This window comes from Herbaspirillum sp. Sphag64, assembly GCF_014192645.1.
GTDB lineage: Bacteria > Pseudomonadota > Gammaproteobacteria > Burkholderiales > Burkholderiaceae_D > Herbaspirillum.
Genome location: NZ_JACHYE010000001.1, coordinates 52,491 through 63,834, shown reverse-complemented (window position 1 = coordinate 63,834; position 11,344 = coordinate 52,491). Strand labels below are relative to the sequence as shown.

The following is an 11,344-nucleotide window of genomic DNA, read 5'->3' as shown; positions in this document are numbered from 1 at the left end:
TTACACCTTTTCCATGATCGAGATCACCGCCAGCGACACCAGCCCGGCAGTCACGGCGACGACCAGTAAATGGTGATGTGGGATGAATCTGGCTACCAGCGGCAGCAGAAAATACAGGATGACGGCAATAAGGATGCTGGTAATGACGCGTTTCATGACTCGTTGATGGTTGGTGAAGTTTCTCTAACCTTGCTTTCGCTGGGTTTTACACGATGTTGTCGTGTTGCTTGAGTAGGTGACCGTCGCAAGCACGAACCAAGCCATGCCGCAGGCTACTGATGTTAACACCGATTAGTCCGTATCGGGAGAGGGTAGTCAGCCATATCTGGTTGCTGTGCAGGGCTATATTTAAAACTTATACCCCTATCCATAATCGGTATTTCCATCCATTTCTCCTATCGGCTTAGACTTCAGTCACAGCAGTTGGCAATGACCAGCTGAAGTGAAGACCGTTACCACGGTCCCTCGTCTCTCGGTCGCGCATCCTACCCGGTGCGGTAACGACAGACGATATCTGAATCAACATTTTGGAGACTTCGATGCATCCCCGTACAGCAGCCCCGTCTGCTGGATCGGCTGTCCTGCCAGACGTGGCAGGAGAGACGATCCGGTTGCCCGCCAGCCTGAGCCCTCACGCCGCTTCCTCTGACTTACCTCCTGCAACCCCACTGGCCGCTGTCAGTCTGGATGACAAATACAGCGCGACGTCGGGCAGTATCTATTTATCCGGCATTCAGGCATTGGTCCGTCTGCCGATGTTACAAAAGCTGCGTGATCAGCAGGCCGGGCTCAATACCGCTGGCTTTGTCTCCGGTTATCGTGGTTCGCCGCTAGGTGGACTGGACGAGGCACTCTGGAAGGCGCAACCGCAGCTGCAGGCACACCAGATTACTTTCGTCCCCGGCACCAATGAAGACATGGCCGCAACCGCCGTCTGGGGGACGCAGCAGGTCGATCTGATCGGCCCAGCCAAGGTTGAGGGCGTGTTTGCCATGTGGTACGGCAAGGGGCCGGGCGTGGATCGCTGCGGCGACGTGCTCAAGCATATGAACCATGCCGGCACTTCCGCCAAAGGCGGCGTGCTGCTGGTCGCCGGCGATGATCATGGCGCTTATTCGTCGACCTTGCCGCACCAGTCGGATCATATTTTCTCCGCTTCGATGATTCCGATGCTGTATCCCTGCAATGTGCAGGAATACCTCGATCTTGGTCTGCATGGCTGGGCCATGTCGCGCTTTTCTGGCTGTGTGGTTGGCTTCAAGGCACTGGCCGATACGGTCGAGTCAAGTGCGTCGGTCGATGCCAATCCTGATCGTGTGCAGATTCGTCTGCCAGCCGACTTCGTGATGCCGCCGGGTGGACTCAACGCCCGCCTGTCCACCGATACGCTGGGCGTGCAGGCGCGCAAGCAGGAAGCGTTGATGCAGGATTACAAGATTTACGCGGCGCTGGCCTATGCCCGGGCCAACCAGCTCAATCGCGTGATGATCGATAGCCCCAAGGCACGGCTGGGTATTATTGCCTCGGGCAAATCCTATATGGATGTGCTGGAAGCGCTCAGTGAGCTGGGGATTGACGAAGACTTTGCTGCCGAACTGGGTTTGCGTCTATTCAAGGTTGCCATGCCGTGGCCGCTGGAGCCGGAAGGCGTACGTGCCTTTGCGCAAGGTCTGGATGAAATTCTGGTGGTGGAAGAAAAGCGCCAGATGGTCGAATACCAGCTCAAGGAGCAGCTCTACAACTGGCGCGACGATGTGCGCCCCCGGATCATCGGCAAGTTTGATGAAAAGGGGGAATGGGTTGCGCCGCGCGGTGAATGGCTGTTGACTTCCAAGGCTGACTTTTCGGTGGCACAGATTGCACGGGTCATCGCGGCACGGATCGCACGATTTCACACGAGCGACCTGATCAAGGCAAGGCTGGCCTTCCTCGATGCCAAGGATGCGGTACTGAGCAAGGCGGTCAGCACGCCACCACGGCCCGCCTATTATTGCTCCGGTTGCCCGCACAATACCTCCACCAAGGTACCGGAAGGTAGTCTGGCGCTGGCCGGTATTGGCTGCCACGTGATGGCCACCGCGATCTACCCTGAATACAACAAACTGACGACGCACATGGGCGGTGAGGGCGCACCCTGGATTGGTCAGGCACCGTTCTCGCAGTTGCCGCATGTGTTCGCCAATCTTGGTGATGGCACTTATTTCCACTCTGGCTATCTGGCGATTCGGGCGGCGGTGTCGGCCAAGGTCAATATGACCTACAAGATTCTCTACAACGATGCTGTGGCGATGACGGGCGGCCAACCGGTTGACGGTATCACCTCGGTACCGATGATTGCGCAGCAGATGGCGGCCGAAGGTGTGCAGCGCATTGCGCTAGTGACCGAAGATCTGGAACGTTATGCCGATCGCAGCCAGTTGCCTGCGGCGGTGACGTTGCATGACCGGCAAGAGATGGATGCCGTACAGCGTGAACTGCGTGTTGTGCCAGGCGTCAGCGTGATCATCTACGATCAGACCTGCGCCGCAGAAAAGCGTCGACGTCGCAAAAAGGGTGCGTATCCCGATCCCAATCAGCGGCTGTTTATCAACGAAGCGGTCTGTGAAGGTTGCGGCGACTGCGGCGTGCAATCGAACTGCACCTCTATCCTGCCGCTGGAAACGGAATTTGGTCGTAAGCGGGTGATTGATCAGTCGTCCTGCAACAAGGATTATTCCTGCGTCAAAGGTTTTTGCCCCAGCTTTGTCACCGTGTCCGGTGGTTCGCTGCGCAAGAGTCTCACCGGTAAAACTGCCAGGGAAGAGGAGTTCGGTGCCTTGCCTGAGCCGGTGATTCCGGATTGCGATACTCCCTTCAACATCCTCATCAATGGCATCGGCGGTACCGGTGTGATCACCATCGGCGCGCTTATGGGGATGGCGGCGCATCTGGAAGGCAAGGGGGTCTCGGTGCTGGACATGACCGGGATGTCGCAAAAGAATGGTTCGGTCACTTCGCATGTGCGCATTGCCCGTCACCCGCAGGCTATCCGCGCACAGCGTATCGCCACCGGTGAGGCCGATCTGATCCTGGGCTGCGACATGTTGACTGCCGGGGCACATGAGGCGATTGCCAAGATGCGTCCCGGACGCACCCGTGCCGTGGTCAACCTGCATCAGCAGCCACCGGGCCAGTTCACTAAAAATCCGGACTGGCAATTTCCGCTGGAGGAAGTCAAGACATTGATTCTGGAAGCGGTTGATCAGCAGGCTGAGTTCATCGACGCCACCCGACTGGCAACCGCGCTCATGGGCGATGCCATCGCCACCAATCTGTTCATGCTGGGCTATGCGTTTCAGCGCGGTGCCTTACCACTGAGCGAGGCCGCCTTGCTGCGTGCCATCGAGATGAATGGGGTTGCGGTTGCCAGCAATCAGCGCAGCTTCCTCTGGGGCCGCCGTGCCGCCGTCGATCTGCAGAAGGTCGAGCGCATTGCGGTGCCAGCCCAGCCAGTGCTGTTGCAGATGCCGCAGACACTGGATGGCTTGCTCAAGCGCCGGGTGGCTTTTCTGACCGATTATCAGGATGCGGCTTACGCGACGCAATTTGCGGACTTTGTGGAGCATGTCAGGGCAAAAGAGCAGGCACTGGGGCTGGGTAACAAGCTGACGCTGGCGGTGGCCCGTAACCTGTCCAAGCTGATGGCTTACAAGGATGAATATGAAGTGGCACGGCTGTACACCGATGCCCGCTTCCTGCAATCGCTGCAACAGCAGTTTGAGGGCGACTACACCATCAGTTTCCATCTGGCACCGCCGCTGTTTGCTAAAAAGGATGCGCAGGGGGTGTTGCAGAAGCGTCGTTATGGTCGCTGGGTCATGCCGTTACTGAAGGTGTTGGCAAGCGGCAGGCACTTGCGCGGCAGCAAGCTCGATATCTTCGGCTATCAGGCTGAACGGCGGGGCGAACGGGCCTTGATCGCCAGCTACCGGGAGACGGTGAAACTGCTGCTACAGGGCCTGAGCGCGGAGAAGCTGGTACTGGCCATCGAGATTGCCAGCCTGCCAGAGCAATTGCGGGGCTATGGGCATGTCAAGCAGGCCGCATTGATGCGGATGCAGCAACGCCAGCAGGCGTTGTTAAGCCGTTATCAGTTGCCGCAATCGGTGCAGGCAAAGATGGTGGCCGCATAAGGTGCGCAAGCGTATGTTGGCAGGTAGGGGACTGTCGCCGCGGCGACATCCCATCTCGTGCTTTTGCGCTAAGCTATTCCTCAAATACCATCGGCCTGAGAGGTCGGTGATAAAAAACACATAAAGAACGACAACGGAGACAAACATGGATTTCGAACTGAATCAGGATCAGTTGGCATTTCAGGACACCGCGCGTGCGTTTGCTGCAGGTGAAATGGCACCGCACGCAGCACGCTGGGATGAAGAATCGCACTTTCCGCTGGATGTCATCGCCAAGGCGGGCGAACTCGGCTTCTGCGGTCTGTATACGCCGGAAGAGCATGGCGGGCTGGGCTTGTCACGGCTGGATGCGACTGTGGTGTTCGAGGAACTGGCGGTTGCCTGTCCGTCTACCGCTGCCTATCTGACCATCCACAATATGGTCAGCTGGATGATTGCCAGCTGGGGCACCGCCGAGCTTAAGGCGCACTGGTGTGAAGACCTCGCCGCCGGGCGCAAGATCGGTTCCTATTGCCTGACTGAGCCCGGTTCCGGCTCTGACGCAGCGTCCCTCAAGACCAGTGCGCGGCTGGAGCAGGGGCATTATGTGCTCAATGGTTCCAAAGCTTTTATCTCGGGTGCAGGTGCCACCGATGTGCTGGTGGTCATGGCGCGTACCGGCGGTGAGGGTGCCAAGGGGGTTTCAGCCATTGTGGTGCCGGCCAATACGCCTGGCATCAGCTATGGTAAGAAAGAAGTCAAGATGGGCTGGAACAGCCAGCCGACCCGTACCATCAGCTTCGACAACGTCAAGGTTCCCGCCAGTCATTTGCTCGGTGCGGAAGGCGAAGGTTTTAAGTTCGCCATGAAGGGACTGGACGGGGGGCGCATCAATATCGCGACCTGCTCAGTTGGGGCTGCCCAGGCCGCACTCAATATTGCGCATGCTTACATGAAGGAGCGTCGTCAGTTCAATCGCCCGATTGCCGATTTTCAGGCATTGCAGTTCAAGCTGGCCGACATGCAGACCGAGCTGGTGGCAGCCCGTCAGATGGTCCGCTTGGCGGCGTGCAAGCTGGATGCCGGTTCACCCAACGCCACCACCTATTGCGCCATGGCCAAACGGCTGGCGACCGATCTTGGCTTCAAGATCTGCAATGAAGCGCTGCAACTGCATGGCGGTTACGGCTATATCCGCGACTATCCGCTGGAGCGCTACTTCCGCGATGTGCGGGTGCATCAGATTCTGGAAGGCACCAATGAAATCATGCGCGTGATCATTGCGCGTCATCTGCTGGCAAACGATTCAAATGAGGATATTCGATGAGCAACGGTTCCCACTATCACAATCTCAAACTCGCAGTGCAGGGCAATGTGGCTGTGCTGACCTTGTCCAATCCACCCGCCAATACCTGGACCGCAGAGAGTCTGGCGGACCTCAAGCGGCTGGTCAGTGATCTCAACCACAACCGCGAGATTTACAGTCTGGTCGTCACGGGCGAAGGACAGAAATTTTTCTCGGCAGGTGCGGACCTGAAGCTCTTTGCCAATGGTGACAAGGCGCTTGCGCGCGCGATGGCGCGCCTGTTTGGTGAGGCATTTGAAACACTGAGCGGATTCCGTGGCGTGTCGATTGCCGCCATCAATGGTTATGCGATGGGTGGCGGGCTGGAATGCGCGCTGGCCTGCGATATCCGCATCGTGGAGACGCAGGCGCAAATGGCCTTGCCGGAAGCAGCGGTTGGCCTGCTGCCGTGTGCTGGTGGTACCCAATTGCTGCCCTGGCTGGTCGGTGAGGGTTGGGCCAAGCGCATGATCCTCTGTGGTGAACGTGTCACAGCCGAGACCGCCTTGCGGATCGGGCTGGTAGAAGAAGTGGTGGAGCCGGGGCAGGCACTGGCGCGTGCCGTGGCGCTGGCTGAGCAGGTAGGTCGACAAAGCCCTTCCAGCGTGGCGGCCTGCAAAAAACTGATTCAGGGCGCACGACATCAAAGCCCGGCATCGAACCTGCCGGTCGAGCGGGAACTGTTCATTGATCTGTTTGACACCCAAGACCAGCAGGAAGGGGTCAAGGCCTTCCTCGAAAAACGCAGTCCGGTCTGGAAAAACGCCTGATTCTCCTATCTGGTATCTCGTATACTGCAGGCTCAGTAACCAGGGCCTGCAGGTGCAGGACGATGCAGTGGAACCAGCAGAGCAATCAGCGCAACAAGAAAAACAAGAACGAGCAGAACAGCCGGAAGCGCCGGGCCAATGGCGTGACGGCTTCATCCTGACCCGACACTGGCGCGACACTGCAGCCGGTACCGAGGTCGATTTCTGGCTGGCCACCGATGACGGGCCACAATGGATTCGCTTGCCACTGCAACCATCCGTCGCCTTTATCCCCCTGGAGCAACGCACACAAACCGAGGCCTTGCTTGGCAAGGAACGAGACGTCGAGTTGCGCGCGCTGGCGCTCAAGGATTTTCAGCAACGCCCGGTGCTGGGGCTGTATTGCCGTCAGCATCGGCAACTGATGAAGCTGGAAAAACGCCTCAAACAACACGGTATCACCGTCTATGAGGGGGATATCCGACCGCCGGAGCGCTTCATGATGGAGCGCTTCATCACCGCCCCGGTGCGCTTTGGAACACTTCTGTCTGCGCCCGCAGCAAAATCTGGTACCGCGTTGCTGGAGACCCAGCTGAAGCCGGCGCCGACTTATCGTCCGACCCTCAGGCTGGTATCGCTGGATATCGAAACCACCGAGCAGGGAGAACTCTATTCGATTGCGCTGGAGGGGTGCGAACAGCGCCAGGTGTATATGCTGGGTCCAGCCAATGGGGTGTCGACGGAGCTTGATTTCACACTCACTTACTGCGATACCCGGGCCGAAATGTTGCATCGTCTCAATGAATGGATGGCGACCCATGATCCGGATGCCATCATCGGCTGGAATCTGGTGCAGTTCGATTTACGCATCCTGCAGCAGCATGCAGAGCGGCTCAATGTGCCTTTGCGATTCGGGCGTGATGGTAGTGCGCTTGAGTGGCGTGAGCATGGTTACACTGAAGACCATTATTTTGCCTCCGCTGCTGGCAGGCTGATCATTGATGGCATCGAAGCCTTGCGTTCGGCGACCTGGAGTTTCCCCTCGTTCAGTCTGGAGTCGGTGGCCCAAACGCTGTTGGGCGAGGGTAAGGCGATCGATAATCCTTACGACCGCATGGCGGAAATCAATCGGCGCTTTGCCGAAGACAAGCCCGCGCTGGCACGCTACAACCTCAAGGATTGCGAGCTGGTAACACGCATCTTTGCCAAGACCGAGCTGCTCAGCTTTCTGCTTGAGCGGGCGACGGTCACCGGTTTGCCGGCTGACCGCAGTGGCGGTTCCGTCGCCGCGTTCAGTCACTTGTATCTGCCGCATATGCATCGCCTCGGTTATGTGGCCCCCAATCTTGGGGATACCGCCGGTGAGCCTAGTCCGGGTGGTTTTGTGATGGATTCACAAGCTGGCTTGTACGACTCGGTTGTGGTGCTCGATTACAAGAGCCTGTATCCCTCGATCATCCGTACCTTTCTGATTGACCCGGTAGGCCTGGTCGAAGGCTTGGCGCATCCTGACGATGCGGATTCGATTCCCGGGTTTCGTGGAGCCCGTTTCTCGCGTCGGCAGCACCGCCTGCCAGCGATCGTTGAACAGATCTGGCAAGGTCGTGAAGCCGCCAAGCGAGCGCGTAACCAGCCGTTGTCGCAAGCCCTGAAAATCATCATGAATGCGCTCTATGGCGTATTGGGCTCAACTGGATGCCGCTTCTTTGATCCGCGCCTGGCATCATCAATCACCATGCGTGGTCACGAGATCATGCACCGTACCCGCGAACTGATTGAGCAACAGGGGTATCAGGTCATTTACGGCGACACCGACTCGACCTTCGTTTGGCTGCGTCATGCCCATGACGAGGTCAGCGCGCAGGAAATCGGGCAGCGGCTGGTGCAGCATGTCAATGACTGGTGGCGCGCCCATCTGACCAGCGAATTCGGGCTCGACAATGCCTTGGAGCTGGAATACGACACCCACTACCGCCGTTTCCTGATGCCCAATGTGCGGGGTGCCGAGGTTGGCAGCAAGAAACGCTACGCCGGTCTGGTGAGCCAGCCCGATGGCCGCGAGGAGATGGTCTACAAAGGACTGGAAAGTGTCCGCACTGACTGGACTCCACTGGCACAGCAATTTCAGCAGGAGCTGTACCGTCGCATCTTCCGTGGCGAGCCGTATCGGGAGTACGTGCGTGATTACGTCGCGCGTACCCTACGCGGTGAGCTAGATCAGCAACTGGTCTATCGCAAGCGCCTGCGACGCCCCTTGCAGGCGTATGAGCGCAATGTACCACCGCATGTCAGGGCTGCACGACGCGCCGATGAATTCAATCGGGAACGGGGACGGCCACTGCAATATCAGCACGGTGGCTGGATCAGTTACGTGATGACCACAAATGGACCAGAACCACTGGAAACCCTGTCACAGCAGCCGGCCATGATTGACTACGAACACTATGTGACGCGCCAGTTGCAACCGGTAGCCGATGCCATTCTGCCGTTTTTACAGGATGATTTTGCGCAGCTGGTGACCTTGCAGCAGACGCTGTTTTAGGCGGTACGCGTTCAGGCGCAGGGGGCCGTACCGAGCGCGATGGAACGCAGTGCTGGCATGTCCAGCAATTCCAGCTCGCGATGCTGAACATCAATGAGGCCAGTCTTCTTGAAGCTGGTCAGCAGACGGCTGACACTTTCAATCGCCAGACCTAGGTAGTTGCCAATTTCTTCGCGCGTCATGCGCAACTGGAAGCGGCTCGCCGAGTAGCCGCGTGCCGCATAGCGCGACGACAGGTTGATCAGAAACGCCGCCAGCTTCTGCTGTGCGCTCATGCTGTTGAGCGATAGCATGACGCCTTGCTCACGCGAAATTTCCTTGCTCATGATGCGGTGGAACTGACGCAGCAGCTGGGGCATATCCTGGAACAGCTCTTCCAGCTGAGCAAAGGGGATTTCACATACTTCGCTGTCTTCCAGCGCAATCGCTTCACATTGGTGCTGGCCGGTGCCGATGGCATCCATCCCCAGCAATTCGCCAGCCATCTGGAAGCCTGTAATTTGCTGGCTGCCATTACTGTTGATCTGGAAGGTCTTGAAGTGACCCAGACGAATCGCATAGAGCGTGGTGAACGGCGAGTTGACCCGATACAGGCTTTGATCACGCTTGATTTTGCGACGCCGCCCGATAATCTGGTCCAGCCGCTGCATATCGCTATCATCCAGCCCCATTGGCAGACATAGCTGATGCATGCTGCAGGCAGCGCAACCAGCCTGCAAGGCTTGTACCGTCAATGGAATAGGGCTGCTTGCTAGATTCGACATGAGAACGTCAGTCTCCGTAATTTACGATGAGGGACTAGGGTAATTGCTTTTTGGCAAACTAACTAATTTCTAGTCAATTGCGCATTATTTTCGATCATCGAGATGCGTAGTCTACTTGATTCCGGGCCGCCTTCGGAAGCGTATGTGCGCATTATCGAACGATCGTGCAAATGGCGGGAATTGGCAGGAATTGACAGTTTTGTGTCATTGACCGTATTTTGCCCAAAATCCGAAAATGGCGGCACACCATCGAGGTGGATAAAAACGTGATCAGGAGCACGCCATGCTTGTATTGAGACCCAATTGTGAATGCTGCGACAAGGATTTGCCGGCCGAATCACAGGAAGCCAGAATTTGTACCTTTGAATGTACGTTTTGCGCAGACTGTGTCCGCGACAGGTTAAGCGGTGTGTGTCCCAACTGTGGCGGTGAGCTGTTGCAGCGACCACGACGGCCAGCAGATCGTCTGCTTAACAATCCGGCGTCCACTGAGCGCGTGCATCACCGTGTGCCATGCGCAGCATGATGGGGAGCAGCTCCTTGTCCAATCCTGCTTTGCCGACAGGCACGCCACAGCAGGCACGCATTCTGGCCGTGTGTCAGGGTTTGTATACTTGTGCCATTTCGATTGATCTGACCCTGACCGCACTGACGGGCTGGCAGCTGGCACCCAACAAGGCGTTGGCCACCTTGCCGTTTGCGCTGATCACGGTTGCCGGTGCATTGGTGACCTGGTTTGCGGCGTTCCTGATCCAGCGCTGGGGGCGACGCCTAAGCTTCATGCTGGGGGCACTGACGTGTGCCATCGGTGGCGTGATTTCGGTCTGGTCGGTGTTCCACGGGCAGTTCTGGAGTTTCTGTCTCGGCACCGCCTGTGTCGGCGTGTTTCAGGCTTTTGCCCAGTATTACCGGCTGGCGGCAGCCGATCTGGCAGCGCCGGCGGCGAAGAGTCGTGCGGTCTCTGCCGTCATGACCGGTGGCGTTATTGCCGCCGTCCTGGGACCGGCGCTGGCCGCCTGGAGCAAGGATCTGTTTCCCGCAGCGTTATTTGCCGGGGCTTATCTGATGGTGGCTTTACTGGGGCTGGCTTCGGTGCTGGTGCTGGCACTGTTTTATCGGGAGCAAACACCGCTGTCCGCGGCAATGGAAACACCAGCAATGGCCGAGTTAATGCCAGCCCGGTCGACAATGGAGATCGTGCGACAACCGATTTTTCTGGCGGCGCTGGCCAACAATGTCGTTGGTTCCATGGTGATGATGCTACTGATGACGGCTGCACCGCTGGCGGCCGTCGGATGCCAGCACAGCATCAATGATGGTGCCAATATCATTCAGTGGCATCTGGTGGGAATGTATGCGCCGTCCTTTTTTGCAGCACGCCTGATGCAACGCTTCGGAATCGGGAAAATGGTGCTGGCGGGGATTGGGTTAACCCTTGCTTGTGTCGTGATCGCGACGCTGTCGACCTCACTGCCAGGCTTTTACGCTGCATTATTGTGTCTGGGCATTGGCTGGAATTTCATGTTCGTCGGTGGTACGAGCTTGCTGGCACAATCCTACCGCCCCTCGGAGCGCGCCAGAACGCAAGGCTTGTCCGAGTTTTTGCGCTATGCTGCGACGGCACTGGCCACGCTGGGAGCGGGTCCGTTGCTGGCCGTCTATGGCTGGTCGGTGCTGAATCTGGCGGTGTTACCGCTGTTGCTGGTGGCAACCTTGCTGAGTCTTTACTGGATGCGCGCAGAGGTGCTCAGCGGCGCGGCGTTGGTGTCGTGAATTCTGTTCAAGGAGGGAGT

Annotated in this window: 8 protein-coding genes; 6 read left to right on the top strand and 2 right to left on the bottom strand. The window is 57.8% G+C overall.

Going from position 1 to position 11,344, the window contains the following annotated elements; translation table 11 throughout:
• Entirely contained in the window at window positions 1-156 is a 156-nt protein-coding gene (locus tag FHW66_RS00285; RefSeq protein WP_183377731.1) for a hypothetical protein, read from the bottom strand.
• Between the two features lie 383 nt (window positions 157-539).
• On the opposite strand from FHW66_RS00285, the gene FHW66_RS00280 reads away from it, so the two are divergent.
• From FHW66_RS00280 to FHW66_RS00265, 4 genes are all read left to right on the top strand, one after another.
• Window positions 540-4,172 (top strand): indolepyruvate ferredoxin oxidoreductase family protein, encoded by a 3,633-nt coding sequence (locus tag FHW66_RS00280; RefSeq protein WP_183377730.1) that lies wholly within the window; start codon window positions 540-542, stop codon window positions 4,170-4,172.
• Window positions 4,173-4,317: 145 nt separating this feature from the next.
• Window positions 4,318-5,478: an acyl-CoA dehydrogenase family protein gene (locus FHW66_RS00275; RefSeq protein WP_183377729.1), complete on the top strand. Its 1,161-nt coding sequence runs from the start codon at window positions 4,318-4,320 to the stop codon at window positions 5,476-5,478.
• The gene (locus FHW66_RS00270) at window positions 5,475-6,266 is read left to right on the top strand and encodes an enoyl-CoA hydratase (RefSeq protein ID WP_183377728.1); all 792 of its coding nucleotides are present in this window, start codon (window positions 5,475-5,477) and stop codon (window positions 6,264-6,266) included. The genes FHW66_RS00275 and FHW66_RS00270 overlap by 4 nt, the downstream gene beginning before the upstream one ends.
• A gap of 67 nt (window positions 6,267-6,333) precedes the next feature.
• A complete protein-coding gene (locus tag FHW66_RS00265) occupies window positions 6,334-8,787 on the top strand; it encodes a DNA polymerase II (RefSeq protein ID WP_183377727.1) in 2,454 nt (817 codons plus the stop codon).
• 11 nt (window positions 8,788-8,798) lie between these two features.
• Here the strand turns inward: FHW66_RS00265 and fnr are convergent, their stop codons facing one another.
• Window positions 8,799-9,551 (bottom strand): fumarate/nitrate reduction transcriptional regulator Fnr, encoded by a 753-nt coding sequence (fnr, locus tag FHW66_RS00260; protein WP_183377726.1) that lies wholly within the window; start codon window positions 9,549-9,551, stop codon window positions 8,799-8,801.
• Between the two features lie 283 nt (window positions 9,552-9,834).
• Here fnr and FHW66_RS00255 point away from each other — a divergent pair, with 283 nt between their 5' ends.
• Together FHW66_RS00255 and FHW66_RS00250 are read left to right on the top strand one after the other, a co-directional pair.
• Window positions 9,835-10,077, top strand: coding sequence for a DUF1272 domain-containing protein (locus FHW66_RS00255; protein WP_183377725.1), 243 nt, complete (start codon window positions 9,835-9,837; stop codon window positions 10,075-10,077).
• Complete coding sequence (locus FHW66_RS00250; RefSeq protein ID WP_255458815.1) at window positions 10,077-11,324, top strand: MFS transporter; 1,248 nt, start codon at window positions 10,077-10,079, stop codon at window positions 11,322-11,324. The genes FHW66_RS00255 and FHW66_RS00250 overlap by 1 nt, the downstream gene beginning before the upstream one ends.
• Window positions 11,325-11,344: the final 20 nt, after the last annotated feature.

Excerpts from the sequence above, each read along its gene's own strand:
- FHW66_RS00255 (WP_183377725.1), top strand. The coding sequence starts at position 9,835 with ATGCTTGTATTGAGACCCAATTGTGAATGCTGCGACAAGGATTTGCCG.
- FHW66_RS00285 (WP_183377731.1), bottom strand. The coding sequence starts at position 156 with ATGAAACGCGTCATTACCAGCATCCTTATTGCCGTCATCCTGTATTTT.
- FHW66_RS00250 (WP_255458815.1), top strand. The coding sequence starts at position 10,077 with ATGGGGAGCAGCTCCTTGTCCAATCCTGCTTTGCCGACAGGCACGCCA.
- FHW66_RS00275 (WP_183377729.1), top strand. The coding sequence starts at position 4,318 with ATGGATTTCGAACTGAATCAGGATCAGTTGGCATTTCAGGACACCGCG.
- FHW66_RS00270 (WP_183377728.1), top strand. The coding sequence starts at position 5,475 with ATGAGCAACGGTTCCCACTATCACAATCTCAAACTCGCAGTGCAGGGC.
- fnr (WP_183377726.1), bottom strand. The coding sequence starts at position 9,551 with ATGTCGAATCTAGCAAGCAGCCCTATTCCATTGACGGTACAAGCCTTG.
- FHW66_RS00280 (WP_183377730.1), top strand. The coding sequence starts at position 540 with ATGCATCCCCGTACAGCAGCCCCGTCTGCTGGATCGGCTGTCCTGCCA.